The sequence below is a fragment of the Pedococcus bigeumensis genome (assembly GCF_039531795.1).
Classification (GTDB): domain Bacteria; phylum Actinomycetota; class Actinomycetes; order Actinomycetales; family Dermatophilaceae; genus Pedococcus; species Pedococcus bigeumensis.
In genome coordinates, this window is the sequence record NZ_BAAAQS010000003.1 from 810589 (window position 1) to 832562 (window position 21974).

Here is a 21974-nt window from a genome sequence, read left to right on the forward strand (position 1 = left end):
ATGAGGTGGTGGTCAGTCAGGACGTCGGGTCATTGCTGACCCGCTGCCCACTTCCCGTACTCGTCGTACTCGTCCTCGCCCACGGAGCTGTCGGAAGCAGGTTCCGGCTCCGCGTAGGAAGACCCGTGCAGTTCTCGCTCAAGTGCCGTCAGGTCGGTGTTGGGAGAGAAGTACTTCAGCTCCCGTGCAACCTTGGTCTGCTTGGCTTTAGCCCGGCCGCGCCCCATGGCGTGACCCCCTCATGCGTCTGCCGGGACGGCATCGCCTAGTCGAGTCACCTGTTCGGTGACTCGGCTCCGCGGAGCGGTCCCGGGAATCGTGTATTTGTCGTGAGGTCAACGCTACATGAGCGGCGCAAGTTCTGTGGCCAGACCCACGTCCCACCGCACCCAAAATCGGCGCGGGTCGGGCCCGTCCCGGCAGAACCGCAGGTCAGCGAGCGCCGCTCACCGTGCCGGCAGCCAGATCCCGGCTGCCTGCTTGGCCGCCATCCGCTCCTCGGCGATGTGGTCGGCGGCCGCGGCGGGGGTGATCCCGCGCTCGTCCGCCGTGCGGAGCACCTCGAGCGTGTGGTCGAAGATGGCCGCGGCGCCCTTCCTGGCCCGCTCGAAGTCGAAGCCGTGCAGCTCGTCGCTGACCTGGATGACGCCACCGGCGTTGACCAGGAAGTCGGGGGCGTAGGTGATCCCGCGCTCGCGGAGGCGGTCGGCGGTGCCGCCGGGGCCCTCGGTGACCAGCTGGTTGTTGGCGCCGCCGCAGACCACGGTGGCGCGCAGGGCCTCGACGGTCGTGTCGTCGAGCGCGCCACCGAGCGCGCAGGGGGCGTAGACGTCGATGTCGGCGGTGACGAGGGTGGCGGTGTCCGCGACGACCTCGATCTCGGGGTGCTTGTCCTTGAGGGCGGCGAGCGCCTGCTCGTTGACGTCGGTCACCACGACGCGCGCCCCGTCCTCCAGCAGGTGGCCGGCCAGGATGCGGCCGACCTTGCCCACGCCCGCGATGCCGACGGTGCGGCCCTTCAGGGTGGGCTCGCCCCAGAGGTGCTGCGCCGCGGCGCGCTGGCCCTGGAAGACGCCGAAGGCGGTCAGCACGGAGGAGTCGCCCGCGCCACCGTTCGCCTCGGACCGGCCGGTGGCGAAGCGGGTGGTCTCGCTGACGATGTCCATGTCGGCGACGTAGGTGCCCACGTCGCAGGCCGTCACGTAACGGCCACCCAGGGACTCGACGAAGCGGCCGTAGGCGCGCAGGAGGTCGGGGGTCTTGTCGGTGGCGGGGTCGCCGATGATGACGGCCTTGCCGCCGCCGAGGTCGAGACCGGCCACGGCGTTCTTGTAGGCCATGCCCTTGGAGAGCCGCAGGACGTCGGCCAGCGCCGCGTCCTCGCTCTCGTAGGGGTAGAACCGCGTGCCGCCCAGCGCCGGCCCGAGGGCCGTCGAGTAGATGCCGATGATGGCCCGGAGCCCGGTCTGCCGGTCGTGGCAGAAGACGACCTGCTCGTGCGCCGACGAGTCCGTGGGCGAGGAGGCCGCGGGCGGGGTGGTGAGGCTGGGGAAGGGCGACGAGGACGCGGTCACGGTGGTGACTCCTTGAGCTCGGTGGGGCGCGGGGGCCGGGTCTGTTGGCGCGGATCGCGCGCCGGGTCCAGCGTATGCCTCCTCGGGTCCGACCCGGCTCCCCTCCCTGAGGGTCACAGGGTGGTCGGGTGACTAGTCCCAACGGGCCATATCGGATGACCCGTTAGGAATGTTCCCAAAGCGTCCACCTTGTCCGATTATTGGAGGACGTCCCCTGCACTAGGAGTTATGTCATGGTTACTCGTACCACCGAGGTCGAGAAGTTGCTCACCCCCGCGGAGGTGGCGTCCCTGTTCCGGGTCGACCCCAAGACGGTGACGCGTTGGGCGAAGGCAGGGAAGCTCAACTCCATCCGCACCCTCGGCGGCCACCGCCGCTACCGCGAGGTCGAGGTTCGCGCACTGCTCTCTGACGTCCTCTGATCGAGGGGGTCGCGTCGGGAGCAGGGCCCGGCGCGCAGCCCCTCGCTCGGTGAGCTCACGTCGAGTGGGCGACGGTACGGTCGGTGCCATGGATCCGTGGGCCGACTCGCGACGCAGACCAGGCCCGCTCGCAGGGGTCCGGGTCGTCGAGGTCGGCGGCATCGGTCCGGGGCCGTTCGCGGCGATGATGTTGTCCGACCTGGGTGCCGACGTCGTGCGGGTCGACCGGCCCGAGGAGGACCTCCGGCCCACCCATGCCGTGCTGCTCAGGGGCCGGCAGTCCGTCGTGGCCGACCTCAAGTCGACCCGGGGCCTGGCCCTCGTGCTCGGGTTGGTCGATCGTGCCGACATCCTCATCGAGGGGTTCCGCCCCGGGGTCGCCGAACGACTGGGCTTCGGGCCCGCGGCCGCGCTCGCGCGCAACCCCCGGCTCGTCTACGGCCGGATGACCGGGTGGGGCCAGGACGGCCCCTATGCCGCGCTGGCGGGTCACGACCTCACCTACCTCGCCGTCGCGGGGGTGCTCGACGCCTTCGCGGGCACTGACGGGCGTCCGGTCCCGCCGCTCAACCTGCTCGGCGACTTCGGGGGCGGCGGGATGCTGCTCGCGCTGGGCGTCGTCTCCGCCCTGTGGCACGCCCGCGAGTCCGGGCAGGGGCAGGTCGTCGACGCCGCCATCGTCGACGGCGTCGCCGCGATGACCGCGATGCACCAGTCGATGCTGGGCGCAGGGCTGTGGCCCGGGGCGCGGGGCTCGAACCTGTTCGACGGCGGTGCGCCGTTCTACCGGTGCTACCGCACCGCCGACGACCGGTGGCTGGCGGTCGGCGCGATCGAGCCGGTGTTCTACGGCCGGTTCCTGGACGGGCTGGGGCTGTCACCTGCCGAGGTCGGGGCGGCCCAGCTCGATGCCGACCAGTGGCCGCGGGTGGCGGCGCTGATCGGCGACCGCATCGCCGCCGAGCCACTCGCGGAGTGGGTGACCGTCTTCGCCGGCCTCGATGCCTGCGTGGCGCCGGTGCTCACGGTGCAGGAGGCTCGCAGCGACCCGCACCTGTCGGCGAGGGGCACGTATGCCGCCGTCCCCGGCTCCCCGGGACTGGTCCAGCCGGCCCCGGCGCCCCGGTTTTCGGCCACTCCCACCACTGCCGGCACACCCGCCCCAGAGCCCGGGGCTCATACCGACGTCGTAGCGCGCGGGCTGGGGCTGACACGTTAGGGGGAGGTACGTTCCGCCGAACGGACGAGACAATGGTCAAGGGATGGCAAAAAAACGGTTTCGGGGGTCGATTTCGCGCTTCTATCTGGGGGTAGCCCTCACAAAACCTTTGGAGCCACCGTGATCAACAGCCTCGGCACTTTCCTCCAGGAGCAGCTCCGCGTCCTCGGCTGGAGCCGCGCGACCTTGGCCACGCGGACCGGCCTGGACGAGTGGACCCTCGAGGGGATCCTCGACTCCCCGGTCCTGCCGGAGTGGCCGCAGCCCGACGACATGCTGGCCCTGTCCCGGGCCCTGTGCGTCTCCGTCCGCGAGATCGCGCTGCGCGCCGCCGAGGGCTCCGGCCTCTCGGTCATGGGCGGGATCGACCACAACGAGGCCCTGATGCTGGCCACCAACGACGAGCTGATGCGCGAGGTGCGGCGCCGGCTGGCGCTCGGCGCCCGCACCGGCCAGTACCTCACCAGCGCCGGCCAGCAGGTGGCGGACACCGCACAGCCGGCCTGATCAGAGACGTCGGGTCGCCAACCCCCAAGGTGATCCGTCGATGCAGGACCCAGACCCGCCCATGAGCCAGACGGGAACCTGGCAGCACGAGTAGTCCCTTTCAACGAAGCCGCCGGTCACTCCCCCTGTGACCGGCGGCTTCGTCCTGTCACGAGTGCCGCGCCGCAGGTCAGGACTGGCGGCGCAGGATCACGGCGAAGGACTCGAGCGCCTTCACGGCCGCGTCGAGGGCGCGCTCGACGGCCACGAGGGCCGGCTGCTCGACCACCACGCCCTCCTCGCCCAGGTCCTCGACCTCCTTGCAGAGGGTGGCCAACCGGGTCGCCCCGAGGTTGGCCGCGCTGCCCTTGAGGGCGTGCGCGGCACGGCCGAGCTCGGGCGCGGTGCCGGCCTCGCGTGCCTCACGCATGCCGGCCAGGGTGGCCCGGGCATTGGGACCGAACCGGTCGATGAAGCGCAGCAGCATCGACGGGTCACCGGGGTCGAGGTCGAGCAGCTCCTCCAGTCGGGATGGGTCGAGGACCGTGGTGTCGGCCAGCGACGCGAGCCGGCGGGTGTCGGGCGACTCGTCATCGACCACGGTCTCCCCGGAGGTGGGGACCCACCGATCGAGCGTCTCGCGCAGCAGGGTCACGTCCACCGGCTTGGTGAGGAAGTCATCCATGCCTGCTTCGAGGCACCGCTCGCGCTCGCCGGCGATCGCCGCGGCCGTCATGGCGATGATGGGCGTGTGGTACTGGCCGTCCTCGAAGGACCGGATCATCCGGGTGGCGTCGTAGCCGTCCATCTGCGGCATCTGGCAGTCCATCAGCACGGCGTCGAAGCTGCCGTCGCCGGACTGGAAGGCGTAGTAGCCGGCCAACCCGTTCTCGGCGACGGTCACGGCATACCCGAGGCTCTCGAGGATGCCGACGGCGACCATCTGGTTGACCTCGTTGTCCTCCACGACGAGGACGCGGCCGCGCGAGCCGCTGGGGGCCCGGCTGCCGACGCGCCCGGGGGCGCCCTCGGCGCCGTCCTGGCCCAGCGACTCCGCGCGGTCGCCGGCCACGTTGGCCAGGGTGTCGAGGAGGCTGGAGGGCAGGACGGGCTTGGTCAGCGACACGTTGATGCCCGCGGACGACAGGACCTCGGGGTCGAGGTCCATCGCCGAGGTGAGCAGGACGATCCGGGTGTCTGCGAAGCGGCCGTCGCCGCGCACCATCCGGGCGAACTGCTCGCCGTTGACGCCCGGCATGACGTAGTCGAGCAGCACGATGTCGAACGGCACGTTGCGCCGGTGGGCGTCGTCGAGCAGCCCCAGTCCCTCCACCCCGGAGGCGGCGATGGCGGCCTCGATGGACCACCCCGCCAGCTGTTCCTCGAGGATGAAGCGGTTGGTCTCGTTGTCGTCGACGACCAGGACCCGTAGCCCGGCCACGTCCGGCACGGGCGGCCGGTTCTCGGGGAGCTCGTGGGGCGGCTCGAAGCGTGCGGTGAACCAGAAGGTGCTGCCGTAGCCGGACTCGCTGTTGACGCCGATCTCGCCGTCCATCTGCTCGACGAGCTGCCGGCTGATGGCCAGCCCCAGGCCGGTGCCGCCGTACTCGCGGGTGGTGGAGCTGTCGCCCTGCGAGAAGGCGGTGAACAGCCGTTCCTTGACCTCGGGCGTCATGCCGCTGCCGGTGTCGCTGACCTCGACGCGGATCACCGTGCTGCCGTCGTCGTGGGTGGACTCGACGCTGGCCCGGACGACCACCTCACCGCTGGAGGTGAACTTCACGGCGTTGGAGGTGAGGTTGGAGATCACCTGTCCGAATCGCACGGGGTCGCCACAGACCGCGTGGGGCACGTCGGGCAGGCAGGTGACGGCCAGCTCGAGGTCCTTGGCGCGGGCGCGCTCGGCCATCAGCGTGGTGCTCTGCTCGACGATGGCGCGGGGGTCGAAGTCGACCGCCTCGAGCTCGAGCCGACCGGCCTCGATCTTGGACAGGTCGAGGATGTCGTTCACCAGCGCGAGCAGGGCGCGACCGGCGCCGTCGATCCCGTCGGCGAGCCGCCGCTGGTGGGCGGTCAGGTCGGTACGCCCCAGGAGCTCGGACAGTCCGATCACGCCGTTGAGGGGGGTGCGGATCTCGTGGCTCATCGTCGCGAGGAACTCCGACTTCGCGAGCGAGGCCCCCTCCGCGTGGTCGCGCGCCTGCCGGAGCTTCTCGGCCGCAAGCTCGCGCTCTGCGACCCGCGCGAAGATCGACGTCGCCCGGGCGACGGTGAGGCCGTCGGTCTCGGTCGGGGGCGTGTTGGCGCGGGTGTCCATGACGATGACGCAGGCAGCCCGGTCCTCGGCGACGACCGGCGCGGCCACCAGGCTGGTGCCCTCGGTGCTGAGCGAGGCGTGGAGCGACAGCGTGCGGACCGCCTCGTGGGCCAGCCGCTGGGCCTCCACGAGGTCCGCGTCGGGGACGGGACGGGTGTCCGCGGGCACCGGGTCCAGGTTGCCTTCCGGGTCGACGACCCACGCGGCCACCGACTGCCACCCGGTGTGGGTGGTCACCAGCTCCGCGATCGTCGGGATGACCTCGGCGAGGGTGGTCGCCTCGTTGGCTGCGGTGGCCATCGACGTCAGCAGGGCGAGGGCCTGTTCGGCGTCCTTGGTGTCGGTGACGTCCTGGGACGTGCCGCCCATGCGCACGATCGCGCCGGTCTCGTCGGTGCCGACCTGGCCGCGCCCCCGGATCCACGCGATCGACCCGTCGCCCTTGAAGATCCGGGCGTCGAACTCGAACTGGCTGTCACCCTCCAGCGCGCGTTGCACCGCGTGGGCGGCCACCTCACGGTCGTCGGGGTGCATCCGGTCGAGGAAGCCCTGGTAGTTGGGGACGAAGCCCTCGTCGGGGGTGATGCCGTAGATCCGGTAGAGCTCGTCGGACCAGGCCACCACGTCGTTGACGACGTCCCACTCCCAGCTGCCGATCTTGGCGATCCGCTGGGCCTCCGCCAGCTGGGTCTCGCGGCGCTGGAGCGTGTCGATGAGGCGGCGCTGCTGGCTGTACTCGGTGACGCGGTGCAGCCACCCGACGTGGTGACCGTCGTCGTCGTTGATGGGGGTGTGGCTGACCAGGGCCCAGAAGCGCTCGCCGTCCTTGCGCAGCAGGCTGCACTCGAGGTTGCTGCCACTCTCCCGGCTGGTCTCGAGGTCCTTCAGGTGGTGCTCGAACTGCGCCTGGCCCTCCTCGTCGAGCGTCGCGAACACCGACATCCCCGGCATCTCCTCCGGGGTGCGGCCGAGCATCTGCGCCATGCGGGCGTTGGCCAGCACGGTGTGGCCCTCGTCGTCGAAGACCCAGAGGCCGTCGGGGGAGGCGTCGACCAGCCAGCGGCTCAGGTCGCCCAGGTTGCGGGGGTCGCCCAGGTCGCCGAGGGCGCCCTTCGACGAGCTGCCGGGGTCGGGGCGGCCGTCGGGGGAGGCGGCGCCGGGGGAAGCGCCGAGGTCGCCGAGCTGTGGTTCCTGCACACAGCGAGTTTGCTGCATCAGGCTGTGGAAACCCACTCGAACACTCGGGTCCGCCGGCCCTGTCGATGCTTTGTCCATGGCGCGCCCTTCCCGGCAGGAGGGAGCCCCGACGAGTGCTGTCGTCCGCGGGCGGCACCGGACGCCGAACGTCCGGGGTCGGGGGTATTTTGCCGAGCATGTCGGACTACCCGATCAAGGCGCTCACGCCCGAGACGTTCGATGACTTCGCGGCTCTCGTCGAGCGGAACAAGGGCATGTTCGCCAGCTGCTGGTGCACCTGGTTCCATCCCGAGTGCGAGGAGCGGGGCCAGACCGCCGAGGGCAACAAGGCGCTCAAGCGACGCTGGGTGGACGAGGGGATCGCCCACGCGGCGCTGGTCTACGACGGCGACCTCGCCATCGCGTGGGCGGAGTACGGGACCCCCGAGGAGCTGCCCTCCATCCACCACCGCAAGGAGTACCTCGCCACCGCCGAGCGCCTGCCCGACTACCGGGTCACGTGCATCCAGGTCGAGAAGGCCCATCGGGGCAAGGGCCTGGCCGCGGTCGCCCTCCGGGGGGCGGTCGAGCTCATCGCGCAGGCCGGTGGCGGCGTGGTGGAGGGCTACCCGCACGACACCGGCGGGGTGCGCAAGAAGAACTCGTCGTTCCTCTACAACGGCACCCGCACGATGTACGAGCGGGAGGGCTTCACCTACGACCGGCCCAAGGGGCTGGGCAACTGCGTGATGGTGCGGGAGGTGGCCCCGAGCGCCCCGCCGCCGTCCTGACGACCTGCGCCCACCGCCGTCCTGACGGGCCCGTCCTGACGGGCCCGCCCGAGGGACGTCTAGGGTTTGTACAAGGTTGGCCTTACGATGGGGCGTGACCTCCACCCTTCCTGCGCCGACCCTGGGTCGGCTCGATGCGGTCCGGTCCGCGCCCTCGTTCCTCGAGGCGATCGACCTCATCGACCCGCTCGCGGACGTCGTCAGGGTCGATGGCGAGGCCGCGATGAGGGCGCTGGGCGACGCCATCGACGACGACAGCGACCAGCTCACGGCAATCGTCGCGGTGCACGCGGCGGCCGCTGGGGGAGCGGCCGTGGCCGCTGCGCTCGTGGTGCCGCTGCTGACCTCACCCGTGCCGTTCCTGCGGGAGCACGCCGTGTGGGCCCTGCGCTGGTGCCCCCTGCTGCCGGAGGCCGTCACCGCCCTGCGGGCGACGATGGCGGAGGGTGGCTTCACCGGCATGCTCGCCGAGGCGACGCTGGAGGCCTGGGGGCTGCTCGGTCCCGACGATGAGGTCGCGGCCCCGCCCCGGGTGCGGCCTGCCGGCCCCGACCCGTCCGGCCTGACGGTCGCCCAGCTGTTCCTCCACGCCGACATCGACGGGAGCCTCTTGCACTCGGGCAAGGGCGACACCGGTGGGATCGCGACCCTGCTCGTCCACCTCGGCGACTCGCTCGTCGACGACCGGCGGATCGCGCGGGTGCTGACCCTCTCGCGCAGCCACGACGACGACGGCCGGACCGCCGCGGACCCGCTGGCTCCGGGCCACCACTACCTCGGCGTCCCGCTGCCCGGACCGGTGCGGCCCGCCGGTGACACCTGGCCACTTCGCCGGACCGTGCGGCAGGGGCTGCGCCGCGCGCTCCGCGCCGCCGCTCCCGTCGACGTCCTGCACCTGCGGATGGCCGACGTCGGCTCGTGGGCCGCGGCGGAGGTGGCGGCCGAGCTCGGGATTCCCACGGTGCTGACCCTCGCGCCGGACCCGCACGCGCTCATCGCCGCACGTCAGGCGGCCGGCCTGCTCACCCGCGCCACCTTCGGCGCCGCAGACCACGCCGAGCACCTCGTCTTCCGGGTCCTCCTGCTGCGCGACCTCGCCGCCGGCGCCGCGGGCCTGGTCGTCTTCCCCCGGCCGCAGCTGGAGCGCGACCTGCGCGACCTCCTGCACCTCGACCCGGACGCCGGCGACCGCCCCGTCATCGTGCCCGAGGGCATCGACCTCGCCCCCATCGACCGCGCCGCCCGTGAGGTGGCCGGGACCGCCTGGGAAGCGGAGGTTCCCGCACCGGCTCGACGTGCGCTGGCCGAGCTCGACCTCCTGCTCTCGACCCTGCCACCCGCGCGCCGCGAGCTCCCGCTCGCGATCACCGTCGGGCGGCTGCACCGGGTGAAGGGCATGGCCACGCTGGTGGAGGCGTGGGCGTCCAACCCGACCTGCGCCGAGCGGTGCAACCTGCTCGTCGTCGGCGGCGACCTCGCCGACCCGTCCGACGACGAGGCGGAGCAGCTCGCCCGCATCGATGCGTCGGTGCCTCGCCCAGAGGCCGGCGAGCGCGGTCTGCTGTTGGCGGGCCACCGCCCGAACGGGGTGGTCGCCACCTGGCTGGCCGCCGTCCGCCTGGGCAGGGCCGGTCTCAGCGCGCCGGGTGGGGTCTACGTGTCGGCCAGCCTCAAGGAGGAGTTCGGCATCGCCATCCTCGAGGCGATGGCGTCGGGACTCGTCGTGGTCGCCCCGGACGGGGGTGGACCCGCCACCTACGTCGAGCACGGCGTGACGGGCCTGCTCGTCGACACCACGTCGGCCGACGTCCTCTCGGCTGCCGTCGTCACGGCGCTCGACCTGGCGGCCGCCCCGGACGCCGCCGTCCGCGCCCAGCACGCCAAGGACGTCGTCACCGCTGAGTTCAGCATCGCCACGATGGCCTCGTCCCTCGCCACGGTCTACTCGGAGGTCACCCGTGACGCTGCTCGTCATCAGTCCTGACTACGCCTCGCACCTGCTCCCGCTCGCCACGCTCGGCACCGCGTGGGCCGAGGCCGGCGAACGGGTCGTCGTCGCCACCGGTCCGGCGACGGACGCGATCGTGCGCAGGTTCGGCTTCGAGCGCGAGGACCTCCGTCTGGGCCGCGGCTCCAACCCGGGGGTCATCCGCGCCGAGGACCAGCCCCGCGGGGAAGACGACGCGCTGCGGGGGTTCTTCGAGGCGACCCGTCTCGGGGCCGTGCCGACCCTGGCGTTCCAAGCGGCCGCCCGCGGTGACGACCTGCTCTGGGAGCCGCTGCGGGTCGCGCACGAGGTGCAGGACCTCGTCGACCGGGTCCGACCCGACCAGGTCGTCGTGGACCACCTCGCCTTCAGCGCCCGGTTGGGGCTCACCGGCGCGGGAGTGCCCCACGCCGACGTCGTCCTCGGGCATCCCTCCGCGCTGACGGTGGGTGACGAGGTCTACGGCTACCCCTCCGCCTGGCCGCGCCGGCTGCAGCCCGACGCCGGCGCGCTCGGCGCCCTGCGCCGCCAGTGCGAGGGTGTGCGCGATGTGTTCACCGAGCAGTGGAACGCCGCGCTGGCCAGCCTCGACCCGGGCGCACCAGCCAGCCAGGACGCCTTCGCCGAGACCGGCGACGTCCTGCTGCTCAACTATCCCGAGGAGCTGCACCCGCCCGAACGAACCGCGCTGCTCCCCCGGCACGCCTTCCTCGGGTCCTCGGTCCGCACCGAGGAACCCGATGAGGAGGTGGACGCCTGGCTGGCCCGCGATGACGCACCCGTCGTCTACGTGAGCCTCGGCAGCTTCCTCTCCGTGCGGTCGGACGTGCTCGCGCGCGTCGCGGAGGCCTTGCGTGGCCTCGAGGTCCGGGTCGCGCTGGCGGCCGGCTCCACGTCTCGTGACGACCTCGGTCCGATCCCGGCGTCATGGCTGGTCCGTCGCGAGCTGCCCCAGGTCACCATCCTCGGCCAGGCCGTCCTGGCGGTGTCCCACGGTGGCAACAACAGCGTCACCGAGGCGATGGCAGCCGGCGTGCCCCTGCTCCTCCTGCCGCTGTCGACCGACCAGTTCGCCGGGGCGGCCGGGATCGAGGCGGCCGGCCTCGGGGCGGCACTCGACCCCAACGCAGCCACGCCCGCGCAGCTGCGGGCGGCCGTCGAGCACCTCCTCGCCCCCGCGCCGGAGGCGTCGGCCCGGCTCGCCCGGCTGTCGCTGGACCTCACCCGCAGCTCCGGGCCCCGACGGGCCCGCGTGGCGCTCGCGGGGCCTGCCGACGTCGCAGCCGCGCAGCCGCTGGGGGCCGGCGGAGGAGCGCGGGCCTGACCCGGGCCGGCCGCCGGCGCGCTCGGTGGGGTCGCCCCGCCCAGTCGCCCAGCGATCCGCGGCATACAGGAAGCCGCAGGCCAGCGATGGGCTGACCTGCGGCTTCGGGTGGTGGCCAGGGGCGGGGTCGAACCGCCGACCTTCCGATTTTCAGACATACGCATACGCGCAGGTCAGATGGGACTGCGGATGTGCCGTGCACTATCTCGTGCAACATCTCGTCGTCGCCAAGCGCATCCGGGCTGCAAAATCGTCCACATGCGCCCAGCCCAAACAGTCGGCATCTCCACTCCGGTCCGTCCTGCATTCTACAGTCAGGCACTGACAGACCAGGGAGCCGAGGACGCCGTGGCCGCGCTCCCGGAGGCCCTATGGGCCGCCTCGTCGGATGAGTCCCCGTCGAACCGCGGTGGCGACGGCCGCGGTGCGAGAGTCTGCGTCGAGCTTGGCGAAGATATGCACGAGGTGGGACTTGATGGTGGCTTGGGAGACGAACAACCGCTGGGCAATGTCCTCGTTCGACAGGCCGTCCGCAACCAGCGTCAGCACCTGCGCCTCCCGAGCGCTGAGCGACGTTGCCGGGGTGCGCACGCGGTCCATGAGGCGGCCAGTGACGGTGGGCGCAAGGGCGGACTGCCCGGCGGCGGCGGCGCGCACGGCCGCGATGAGCTCTTCGGGTGGGGCGTCCTTGAGCAGGTAGCCGGCGGCACCGGCCTCGACGGCGGCGATGATGTCCGCTTCGGTGTCGTACGTGGTCAGGACCACGACCCGTGGGGCCGCGGGCAGGGCGGCGATGTGCCCGGTGGCTGCGATGCCACCCAGACCGGTCCCGAACTGCAGGTCCATCAGGACGACGTCGATGTCACCGTTCTGGGCGCGTTCGATGGCGGCCTCGGCGGTAGCGACGTCATCGACCACGACGATGTCTGGCTCAGACTCCAGAACGGCTCGCAGCCCTGCGCGCACGATGGGGTGATCGTCGGCCAGGAGCAGCCGGATGGGGGTCACGGCGACAACCCGGTGACTCGCTGTGCCGGGCGGGCGGCTGTGGGTGGACCATCCGGGGTCTGTTCGAAGTGAACCGACACCGCAGTGCCGCGCCCGGGCTGGGACTCCACGCTCAGCACGCCACCAAGGGCAGCCGCCCTGGACCGCATTGAGCGCAAACCGAAACCTCCCTGACCCGCTGACTCAGCGGTGACCGGGACGGGGGCGTCGGTGTCGAACCCGGTACCGTCATCGACGACGTCCAGCGTGATCGCCGCGTCCATGCCGGTCAGGGTGACATCAGCACGGCTGGGGTTGGCGTGCTGGGTGACGTTGCCGAGCGCGGCCTGGGCGATGCGCAGCAGCGCAACCTCGACCGGGGTGGGCAGCGCCGGCACGAGGCCCACCTGGTGGAAGGACACCGGGATGCCGGTGCGGGTGGTGGTGTTGTCACACAGCCGCTGGAGAGCGGCCGGCAGCGTGGACTGGTCCAGGTCTGCCGGGGCCAGTGCGCGGACGAAACGGCGGGCCTCGTCCAGGTTCTCCTGCGCGGTGAGGCGAGCCTGCTCCACCAGCTCCGATGCTGCGCGCGCGTTGAGTGGCTGCGCTGGGGTCAGCGACCTGCTGGCGGCGGCCAGCAGCAGCTGGATGCTGGTCAGGCCCTGGGCGAGGGTGTCGTGGATCTCGCGAGCCAGCCGTTCCCGCTCGTCGAGGACCCCGGCCCGGTGTTGGGCCTGGGCCAGTTCGGTACGGGTGCGGTCAAGCTCGATGATGAGACGCCGGCGCTGCTCGGACTCTTCCTGCACCGCCTGGTACCCGAACACGGTGGCGATGGCGGCAGCGGCCCCGAGCACCGGCCCGATGACCATGGCTGCGGTGAACGTGTCCTGGTGCCAGCCGAACCCGGCAACCGCGGCCACGGTCGTGAGAAGGACGGCGGCCAGCCCGACGGGCCGGGACAGCAGGTACAGCAGGAGGAAGAACCATGGGAAGGCCAGGTAGATGGCGTCCGGGGTCAGGACCAACAGGGCAACCCAAGCGGTGAGCAGCACCGTGAGCCACGCACCAGCTGCCCGCGCTGAGGTGGCGACCGCATGCCACCGCGCCCCGACCGCGTAGATGGCGCCGACCACACCGGAGCAGGCCACCGCAGCCCAGTCAGCAGGGGTGGCGAGGGCGGCGCGCCCGGCGCCCAGCGCGAGCAGGGCGACAACGAGCAGGTGAACCCCCCACCGCAACGGGTCCGGAACGCGCGCCGACACCACTTCGGGGGTGAAGGCAGGGGTGGCCGGCTGGCTCGGCGCTGGACGGGACATGTCCGGACAACCCTACGGCGCACCCCCGGTGGGCGGCATCCATCGAAAGTTTGACGCGCAAGTGCACCCTTCGACGCCGGCGAACCGTTCCTGAGCTCGATGCCCGAAAGGGCCCCGGCGAGGACCGTAGGTGATGGCGCCGCAACTGCGGCGCAACCGGCAACGGCCGTACGCGAGCTTCACGAGAGCACGCGTCAGACCCAAGCCACCTATGGAAGGAAACCACCGGCGTGTTCGTCGCCATCCGAGATCTCCGCTTCGCAAAGGGGCGGTTCGCCCTGATGGGTTCCGTCGTGATCCTCATCACCCTGCTCGTCGTCCTGTTGTCCGGCCTCACCGCCGGCCTCGGGCGCGGCAACACCTCCGCCATCACCGACCTGCCGGCCGACCACCTGGTGTTCTCCGCCCCCGCCGCCGGCCAGAAGCTCGCCTTCACCGACTCCTCCATCGACCCGTCCGTCCAAACCCAGTGGGCGCGGGTCCCCGGTGTGCGACGAGCCGACCCCGTCACCGTCGCCATGACCCGCGCCAGCGTGGGGAACCGCACCGCGGGCGTCGCGGTCTTCGCGGTCACACCCGGCTCAACCCTGGCACCGGAAGTCCGCGCCGACCGGGTCGTCCTGTCAACCAAGGCCGCCACCGCATTGAAGGTCGCCGCCGGAGACCGCATCGACCTGGCCGGCCAGCCGGTCACCGTCGCACGCGTGTCCGGCACCGACGAGTTCTCCCACGCCCCGGTGATCTGGGCAGCCACCACCAACGCCCCAGCGGCCGGACAACAGCCGGGCACTGCGACCTTCCTGGCCCTGAGCAGCGACGACGGCGCCGACCTCGCCGCAGCCGACCGGCAGCTGGGCACGCTGACCCTCACCCCCGGCAAGTCGCTGTCCGCCATCGGGTCCTACACCTCAGAGAACGGCTCGCTGCAGCTGATGCGGGCCCTCCTGTTCGCCATCTCCGCCCTGGTCATCGGCGCGTTCTTCACCGTCTGGACCGTGCAACGCAGCGGCGAGATCGCCATCCTGAAAGCGCTCGGCGCCTCTACCGGCTACTTGCTCAAGGACGCCCTCGGCCAAGCCCTGGCGCTGCTCGCCCTCGGCACCGCCCTCGGGACCGGCATCGCCGCCGGTATCGGGGCCGGCATCACCGCCCTGGCCGGCAGCGCCGTGCCGTTCGTGCTGAACCTGCCCACCCTGCTACTCCCCGCCCTCGTCATGGTCGTACTCGGCCTCGCAGGTGCGGCCGTCTCCCTGCGCACCGTCATCACGGTCGACCCCCTCACAGCCCTAGGAAGTGCCCGATGACCCTGCACCTGGACGACATCACCCTCACCTACCCCGACGGCGACCAGCGCCTGACCGCGCTCGACCACGTCAGCCTCACCGCCGAGCCTGGCACCCTGACCGCCATCGTCGGACCGTCCGGCTCGGGCAAGTCCAGCCTGCTCGCCGTCGCAGCTACCCTCATCACCCCCGACAGCGGACGCGTCCTGCTCGACGGGCTCGACCTCGCCACGCTGAACCGGGCCGAAACCGCCAAGGTCCGCCGCGAGCAGATCGGCATCATCTTCCAGAGCTCGAATCTCCTTGCCTCCCTGACCGCCATGGACCAGCTGCTGGTCATCGCCCACATGAACGGCACCGACCTGGCTGTTGCGCGTGCCCGGGCCGGGGACCTGCTCGACGCGGTCGGTCTCGGCGCCCAAGCCGACAAGCGCCCACACCAGCTCTCCGGCGGTCAGCGGCAACGGGTCACCATCGCCCGCGGCCTGATGAACCAGCCGTCCCTGCTGCTGGTCGACGAACCGACCAGCGCTCTCGACAGCCAGCGCGGCGAAGAGATCCTGAACCTGCTGCGTCAGCTGACCGTCGAGCGCGCCCTCACCACCCTCATGGTCACCCATAACCAAGACCACCTCGCAGGCGCCGACCGAGTCACCGAAATCGTCGACGGCAAGACCCGCCAGCTCGCGACCTGGTGACCCGGATGTCAGCCGCTTCACCTGAAAACGCTTCCAGCCAGGTCCTGCGCGTGAGAACGACCGACGGGCTCGCCGGCGTCAACCGAGTCGTCAGTCTGCTGCGCCACCGTGGAACCGACCCGCGCTCATTGGCGGCATGGCTCGACGACCCAGGTCGATACCTGGGTTGTCGAGCACAGCCTCATCACCAGCCAAGAGCATGCTGCGCTCCTGCAGAGGCAGTTGGCACGGCTGCCCTGCGTGCTAGCGGTTCAGCACACAACCGTTCTGGGTCCGGCGGTGCGCTAATTGTGGTTGCTCACCCGTGGAGCCATCGACCTTGGGCGTGTGCCCTCATCCAGCCAACTGCACCAGCAGTCGAACTCAAACCCTGGGGGCTTCCGCCTTCTCGGGATCGTTCAGGAACCCCTGACGAACAACCTGGTCGGCCAACTCTGAGACTTTGGTGTTTGAGTCCTGGCTGGCTTTGGACAGCAACGCCCAAGCCTGGTCGAGGTCCACACCCCGAGTCGCCATCAGGATGCCGAGCGCGACGCCGATTCGGCGGCTGGTGTGTAGAGCCCGCTCCATGTGGTCGGCCCGATCCTGGTGTCTCACGGCTCTCATGGCAGTGACTGCGGCAGAACCGAGGATGGCAACGAGCTTCTCGTCCCGGGCATCGAAGGCGTGTGTCGCGGCCGAGTAGATGTTCAGCGCTCCGAGGACATGATCATCGACCAGGAAAACTGAGGCCAGCATGCTGCGCATCCCGAGCTCTGAGCATGCCGCGCCCGCGAACTCAGGCCATCGCGGGTCGGTCGCGAGGTCGTCGACACGGATGGTGTCGCTCTCACTGATAGCTGCCAGGCACGGCCCGCTGCCGACCTTGCGCTGAATCTTGTCCGCATGCTCAGGCACCTCGCTGGTGGCTGCGAGGGTCGTGAACTGATTCGACCGGATGCTGGTGATCGATGCGTGATCGCCACCGACGACCCTCAGGGCCAACTCGCACACCGTGTCGGCGAGATCAGGATCGGCGGTGGGGCTTCGCAGGAGGCGCGCGACCTCGGCGAAGTCGTCCAGCAACCGCCACGTCCGGTCGAGTCCTTGGGCACCGGCTCACGCTCCCCATCGTGGAAGGACCAGCTCGGCAATGTCACCAAGGACGAGTTCGCCCGACTCTAGCCTGCGAATCGCCGATCTGAGTGCGTCCCGATGGCGGTGGTCCGCGCCGCATTGGGCCCTGGCGCCCCGCCACCCTTCCCTGGCACGACACCACGGCGCTCGCGACCCTCTTCGCGACACACGACATGACCGTCACGGCCGTGCCGCATGCGCTGGCATTTACAGCGTCTTCGTCAGAGGTTTACATGCAGGGCGCCAGCACTCGCCCGATGGCTGTGATGGGCATCGGTGTCCTCGAAGTTCGACAGCAGGTCACGCGGTGCGGGTACGAGGCTCCGACACCCGTCACGCCGAGCATGTCGACGAGGAGCTGCGAGAGCTCGTAGGTCTTCGCCACGACCCGCCACAGCGCGCGAGAGCGGGCATATTCGAACACCTCCACCAGGTCACGCACGAGACCCCCCGGCCTCCCGGCCTCACGCTGGTACCCGGTGTTGGTGTGCGTCTGCCCGCCTGTCCCGCGTACCCGCGGGACGCTCGAGCCACCAGCTTCGGGCTGAAAGGTCCCCTGCCCGTGGCTGTGGTTGTCGACTTCGTCGGCCTCGTCCAACAGCAGCCGCGGCCGACTGCGCAGCTAGGGTCGTGGGACGGACGCTGAGATGGGATGGACGATGTGCCACTACTGCGGATGCCGAGAAGTGCCCCTCATCAGGGACTACGTCGCAGAGCACGAGCGAGCCATCAACCTGGGGGGCGACGCCGTGCGGGCGATCGACCGTGGCGAGCTGTCGAACGCCCGAGCCCTGCTCGATGCCATGGGCGCCGAGCTGCGGGCCCACTGGCGGGGTGAGGAAGATGGGCTGTTCGCGGTGCTGGGTCGTGACGAGCTCTTTGCGGAGCACATCGGCCCGTTGGTGCGGGAGCACCGCGGCCTCGACGAGCTGCTGCGCACGGTGAACTTGTCCGACCCGGGGGACCGGGAGCGCGTCCGCTCCGCGGTCTTTGAGCTGCACGAGCACATCGCGAAGGAGGAAGACGGCCTCTTCCCCGCGTCACTCATAGCGCTGGGGGGCGACGAGTGGGACGCCTCCATCCGAGCTTGGCACGCGGCACATCCCGACGGCACCATGATCGGCGAGTGAAGGGCTCCAGTCGCCTGACCTCCCTATCTCCTCCCGCATGACCGGCCCTGACGCTGCGGTAAGGACTGAATCCACCCAGCCCGGCCATCACCAAGCCAAGGCCTTCGAGCACGAATCCACTGAAGAGGTAGAGGAACATCGGGCTGACGCGTTGTGTGGTGTCAGCGACACCGACCGTGCTGCCGGCGAGGAAGCAGCCGAGTGGCGCGAGATCGGCCAACACGATGCCGAGCACAAGGAGCGAGTCTCTCGGTGGGACAGGGGTGAGCTCGATCCCGCGCCCGGGTTCGAGCTACGGGTGGTCGTTGTCGTGGGGAGGGCGTCCCGGCCTAGTTATGCCGCCCCTCTACGCGTGGAACTGGATCGCCGAGTCGCGCTGCTGGCAGACTCCGTTCGTGACTGAGGGATGTGTGGCGCGCGTCCGCGAGGCGGTCCAGGGGCTGACACCTGGCTACTTCGCCCTGGTGATGGCGACCGGCATCCTCTCGGTGGGGATGCACCTGGAGGGGTTCGACATCCTGTCGACGGTGCTCTTGGGGGTGTGCTGTGCATCCTTCGTTGTGTTGCTGGCCTTGACGGGTTGGCGGCTGGTCGGCTTCCGCAGCGCGGTAGTGGAGGACTTCACTGATCCGCGCAGGGGGTTCGGGTTCTTCACGTTCGTGGCCGGTACCAACGTGCTCGGTGTCCGCCTTGGCCTTGCGGGCTTTCACGAGGCGACCGCGGTGTTGCTTGTGGTCGCCGGGCTGGCCTGGGTGGCTTTCGGCTACGTGGTGCCCTGGACCGCGGTTCTCGGTCGACAGGAACGCCCGGTGCTCGCGACCGCGAACGGCACCTGGTTCATCTGGGTGGTGGCTAGTCAGTCTGTCGCGGTGGCGGCGGCGACCATCGAGCCGGTCTTCGACTCGGTGCGACGAGAGCTCGCGGTGCTGGCGATCATGTCGTGGTCGGTTGGGGTGTTCCTGTACGGCGCGACGGGTTTGCTGGTGTCGTTGCGGCTGATGCTCTATGAGTTCGGTCCGGAGGAGTTGACGCCGCCGTACTGGGTCTCGATGGGTGCCCTGGCCATCACGGTGCTGGCCGGGGCCCGGATCGTGGAGATGGCCGATGCTCCGATGGTCACGGTAACCCGGGACCTGATCGCGGGACTGGCCGTGGTGTTCTGGGCGTTCGCGACCTGGCTGATCCCGGTACTGGTCGCCGCGGGCTGGTGGCGTCACGTCCGCCGGCGGGTGCCGTTGCGGTATGAGGCGACGCTGTGGAGCATCATCTTCCCGCTCGGCATGTACGCGGTCGCCGGGATCTACCTCGGCCGGGCAGACGACCTGCCGGTGGTGGAGGCGGTGGGTAGCGCCGAGCTGTGGGTGGCGTTCGCCGCGTGCGTTTTGGTCTTCGCAGCCATGGTGCTGCACCTGATCCGAACGGTTATCGCCCCGGCCCGCCCGCAGACCGTCCCCCGGGGGTAGGGGCTCAGGGGGTGACCCGGAACATCCCGTGCGCACCGCGTTCGGCGTCGATCATCAGGTGCGAGACGAACGGGTAGTCGCCCGGTTCGGGGAAGGTGAGCTCGACGAACCCGCCCTGGGCCGGCTGCAGGCCCAGGCTCTGCGCACCGCCCTCTCCGCGCCGCAGCAGGTAGGCGCCCTCGGCGTAGGTGGTGTCGAACTGGCCGCCGACCACGTGGAACGAGGTCGGCCGGTTCGGGCCCGCGTCCAGGACCCACACCCGGACCCGTTCCCCGACCAGCGCTGTCAGGGGTGCGTGGTCGTACTGGTTGGCGAAGCCGTTGAACACGACCAGGTCGGGGTCCTCGGCGGCCAGCTTGGTCACGTCGACCTCCCTGCCTTGGCCGCCGAGGTACATCTCGGACTGCACCAGCAGGTAGCTGCGGTCGACGCGCGGCCGCCGCGGTGGTTCGATGACGACCGCGCCGAAGAGACCGTTGGCGATGTGCGCCGACATCGGCATCGTCGAGCAGTGGTACATCCATAGCCCCGCGCGGGTTGCGCTGAAGCGGTAGGTCAGTGACTCCCCGGGTGCGATGGTGCGCATCGGACGCTGCGGGGCGAGTGCTCCGGCGTGGAAGTCGATCGAGTGGCCGACCGACCCACGGTTGATCAGAGTGATCTCGAACCGGTCCCCGACCCGACCGTGCAGCACCGGGCCAGGGGCGGTGCCGTCGTAGGTCCACAGCCGCTGGGTGACCCCGGGCGCCACCTCCCGCTCGACGTCGCGGACCACGAACGTACGCCGGTGCAGCCGGCTCTCCGACAACGGCGGCAGGACCGCGTCGCGTGCCGTCCAGCCGGGTGAGGGGTCGGCCATCAGGTCCAGGTTGTCCGTCGCCGGGGTCTGCTCGGCATCCTGACCCTGGTCGGTCTCAGCGGGGGAATGGTCGCCGTCGTTCCCGACTGGCCCGTGCTGGTGGCCGGCGTGACCCTCGGACACGTCTGCCGCCGTGGAGGGTGCGGTGCCGGTGACGTCGACGTTGAAGACCATGCCCATTTGCTTGTGCCCGACGACCGAGCACCAGCCGTCGAGGTCGCGGCCGACCACTCCGACCTCGACGCGCGCGTTCTCTCCTGGGGCGAGGCGGCCGCTGTGGGCGCCGGTGTCGAGCACCAGGTCGTGGATATCCTCGTCGTCGGTGTTGGTCAGCACAATGACGAGCCGGGTGCCGGCTGGGACCGAGATGCTCGCCGGGGTGAAGCGCATGTCGTGGGCCTCGACCTGCACCGTCGTGATCTGGCCGGTGGCGGCGACACCGGCCGCGGCCGAGGCGGTGTCCGTGCCGCCGACGGCGGCCGGGTCGACCGCCACGCCCGAGGCCACCACCATCACCACAGCGGCGAGCCCGGCCGCCGCGAGGCCGGCGACCTGACCTGCCGGTCGACCGTGCGATGCTCGCGTGCCGGCCCGGGCCGTGGTCGGGTCCGCCTTCGCGCGGCGCGAGGCCCGCACCGCCAGGAGCAGCAACGGCAATGTGGAGGCGAGGGCGGCCAGGACGAGGATCGAGGCGAGCACCCGGACGGTGCTGGGCACCGGCAGCGCACAGAGCAGAAGGGCTGCGTTGGTCATCGCCAGGCGCAGGGGGGCGCCTCGATCCAGCACGGCGTTCGCTGCCCGGACCGGCCTCGGTCCTCCGCCGACGGCGACCGGGACCAGGTAGGACAAGGCGCCGAGCAGCACCTGCGCACCGAAGCCCGCAGCCAGGAACGGCGTCGCCCAGCCGAACACCTCATCGACGCGTTGCCATGAGGGGGCGGCACCGATGCCCACGCCGAGGGTGACCAGGATGGCCACCAGCCAGGTCAGCCCGGCCAGGACCGACCAGGGCGGGAACGTGGTCGGCGGTTTGCGGCGCAGGGCGTCGACGAACGCAGGCGCGGTGAGCAGCAGCCCCGTCACGTATCCGGCGATCCCGAGGGCGGCGACCGGGCGCAGGCCCGCGGACGCACCCCCCGCGGCGACGAGCACCGAGCAAACCAGCACCGGGAGCGCCCGCGCCGCGGCCCGCCCGGCGCCCTCGGCGATCCGGGTGCGCAGCATGGTCGGCCACAGGGTCACCAGCGTGCCCGCCACGGTGAGACCGACCCAGCCGAGCAGGTTCACCGACGCGTGCGCGACGACCAACCGGGTGTGCCAGGGCTCGGCAAGGCCGCGCGCGAGAGCGCTGCCGAGGCCGGCACCGACCGGCAGGAAGCACGCGGCCGCCACGTAGTAGCGCACCAGGGGTCCGAACCGGGCCGGCAGGGCAGCACGCAGCTGGCGCAGGATGCTCCAGCCGTGCCAGAGGACCGCGGAGCCAACCGCGGTCGCGCCGAGCAGCGTGAGCGGCCATACATCCGAGGGGACGCCGGCCACTACGAGGATGACGCCACCGTTGAGCAGCAGCAGCCGTCGGTTCTGGCCCCGGCGGTCCGCGTTCGCGGAGTGCAGGAGCGCGTCGGTGAAGTACCGGCTCCAGACCAGGATGGCGTGACTGACCGCGCCGAGCATGAGCAGATGGATCATCAGCCAGCGTGGCGCCGGCACGAACGGGTGCACGACCGCGACCACGACCGTGGCCGCCGACCAGACCAGCACCGGCAGATCGCGCAGTGGCCAGAAGCCACGGCTGCCCTGCCTGCTCACGACCGTCTGCTGCCGAC

Annotated in this window: 17 protein-coding genes; 10 read left to right on the forward strand and 7 right to left on the reverse strand. The window is 71.0% G+C overall.

Annotation, left to right across the window (positions count from 1 at the left end; all coding sequences use genetic code 11):
- Positions 1-29: 29 nt before the first annotated feature.
- Together ABD262_RS14420 and ABD262_RS14425 are read right to left on the reverse strand one after the other, a co-directional pair.
- On the reverse strand, positions 30-227 hold the full coding sequence (locus tag ABD262_RS14420) for a DUF3073 domain-containing protein (protein ID WP_344137501.1): 198 nt from the start codon (positions 225-227) through the stop codon (positions 30-32).
- A 219-nt stretch (positions 228-446) separates the two neighbouring features.
- On the reverse strand, positions 447-1574 hold the full coding sequence (locus tag ABD262_RS14425; RefSeq protein ID WP_344137503.1) for a Glu/Leu/Phe/Val dehydrogenase dimerization domain-containing protein: 1128 nt from the start codon (positions 1572-1574) through the stop codon (positions 447-449).
- Between the two features lie 233 nt (positions 1575-1807).
- On the opposite strand from ABD262_RS14425, the gene ABD262_RS14430 reads away from it, so the two are divergent.
- From ABD262_RS14430 to ABD262_RS14440, 3 genes are all read left to right on the forward strand, one after another.
- Positions 1808-1996 (forward strand): BldC family transcriptional regulator, encoded by a 189-nt coding sequence (locus ABD262_RS14430; RefSeq protein ID WP_056922026.1) that lies wholly within the window; start codon positions 1808-1810, stop codon positions 1994-1996.
- An 88-nt stretch (positions 1997-2084) separates the two neighbouring features.
- A complete protein-coding gene (locus ABD262_RS14435) occupies positions 2085-3215 on the forward strand; it encodes a CaiB/BaiF CoA transferase family protein (RefSeq protein ID WP_344137511.1) in 1131 nt (376 codons plus the stop codon).
- A 120-nt stretch (positions 3216-3335) separates the two neighbouring features.
- Positions 3336-3722, forward strand: a complete 387-nt coding sequence (locus tag ABD262_RS14440) for a hypothetical protein (protein WP_344137514.1) — start codon at positions 3336-3338, stop codon at positions 3720-3722.
- A 169-nt stretch (positions 3723-3891) separates the two neighbouring features.
- Here ABD262_RS14440 and ABD262_RS14445 read toward each other — a convergent pair whose 3' ends face one another.
- Positions 3892-7215, reverse strand: coding sequence for a response regulator (locus ABD262_RS14445; protein WP_344137516.1), 3324 nt, complete (start codon positions 7213-7215; stop codon positions 3892-3894).
- Positions 7216-7391: 176 nt separating this feature from the next.
- On the opposite strand from ABD262_RS14445, the gene ABD262_RS14450 reads away from it, so the two are divergent.
- From ABD262_RS14450 to ABD262_RS14460, 3 genes are all read left to right on the forward strand, one after another.
- Positions 7392-7985 carry a GNAT family N-acetyltransferase gene (locus tag ABD262_RS14450; RefSeq protein ID WP_344137519.1) on the forward strand — a complete coding sequence of 198 codons (594 nt, stop codon included), beginning with the start codon at positions 7392-7394 and terminating at the stop codon, positions 7983-7985.
- Between the two features lie 94 nt (positions 7986-8079).
- A complete protein-coding gene (locus ABD262_RS14455; RefSeq protein ID WP_344137522.1) occupies positions 8080-9969 on the forward strand; it encodes a glycosyltransferase in 1890 nt (629 codons plus the stop codon).
- Positions 9944-11296 (forward strand): nucleotide disphospho-sugar-binding domain-containing protein, encoded by a 1353-nt coding sequence (locus ABD262_RS14460; protein ID WP_344137529.1) that lies wholly within the window; start codon positions 9944-9946, stop codon positions 11294-11296. The genes ABD262_RS14455 and ABD262_RS14460 overlap by 26 nt, the downstream gene beginning before the upstream one ends.
- 369 nt (positions 11297-11665) lie before the next feature.
- Here the strand turns inward: ABD262_RS14460 and ABD262_RS14465 are convergent, their stop codons facing one another.
- Together ABD262_RS14465 and ABD262_RS14470 are read right to left on the reverse strand one after the other, a co-directional pair.
- Positions 11666-12304 carry a response regulator gene (locus tag ABD262_RS14465; RefSeq protein WP_344137532.1) on the reverse strand — a complete coding sequence of 213 codons (639 nt, stop codon included), beginning with the start codon at positions 12302-12304 and terminating at the stop codon, positions 11666-11668.
- Positions 12301-13599 (reverse strand): sensor histidine kinase, encoded by a 1299-nt coding sequence (locus tag ABD262_RS14470; RefSeq protein ID WP_344137535.1) that lies wholly within the window; start codon positions 13597-13599, stop codon positions 12301-12303. Before ABD262_RS14470 ends, ABD262_RS14465 begins: the two co-directional genes overlap by 4 nt.
- Positions 13600-13829: 230 nt before the next feature.
- Between ABD262_RS14470 and ABD262_RS14475 the strand changes: the two genes are divergently transcribed.
- Together ABD262_RS14475 and ABD262_RS14480 are read left to right on the forward strand one after the other, a co-directional pair.
- Positions 13830-14903: an FtsX-like permease family protein gene (locus ABD262_RS14475; protein WP_344137538.1), complete on the forward strand. Its 1074-nt coding sequence runs from the start codon at positions 13830-13832 to the stop codon at positions 14901-14903.
- Positions 14900-15580: an ABC transporter ATP-binding protein gene (locus ABD262_RS14480; RefSeq protein WP_344137541.1), complete on the forward strand. Its 681-nt coding sequence runs from the start codon at positions 14900-14902 to the stop codon at positions 15578-15580. Before ABD262_RS14475 ends, ABD262_RS14480 begins: the two co-directional genes overlap by 4 nt.
- Positions 15581-15943: 363 nt before the next feature.
- On the opposite strand, the gene ABD262_RS14485 is transcribed toward ABD262_RS14480, so the two are convergent.
- On the reverse strand, positions 15944-16645 hold the full coding sequence (locus ABD262_RS14485) for a GAF domain-containing protein (protein ID WP_344137544.1): 702 nt from the start codon (positions 16643-16645) through the stop codon (positions 15944-15946).
- Between the two features lie 737 nt (positions 16646-17382).
- On the opposite strand from ABD262_RS14485, the gene ABD262_RS14490 reads away from it, so the two are divergent.
- Entirely contained in the window at positions 17383-17826 is a 444-nt protein-coding gene (locus ABD262_RS14490; protein ID WP_344137547.1) for a hemerythrin domain-containing protein, read from the forward strand.
- A gap of 395 nt (positions 17827-18221) precedes the next feature.
- Positions 18222-19289 (forward strand): tellurite resistance/C4-dicarboxylate transporter family protein, encoded by a 1068-nt coding sequence (locus ABD262_RS14495; RefSeq protein ID WP_344137550.1) that lies wholly within the window; start codon positions 18222-18224, stop codon positions 19287-19289.
- 4 nt (positions 19290-19293) lie between these two features.
- On the opposite strand, the gene ABD262_RS14500 is transcribed toward ABD262_RS14495, so the two are convergent.
- Positions 19294-21957, reverse strand: coding sequence for a multicopper oxidase domain-containing protein (locus ABD262_RS14500; RefSeq protein ID WP_344137553.1), 2664 nt, complete (start codon positions 21955-21957; stop codon positions 19294-19296).
- Between the last annotated feature and the right edge of the window lie 17 nt (positions 21958-21974).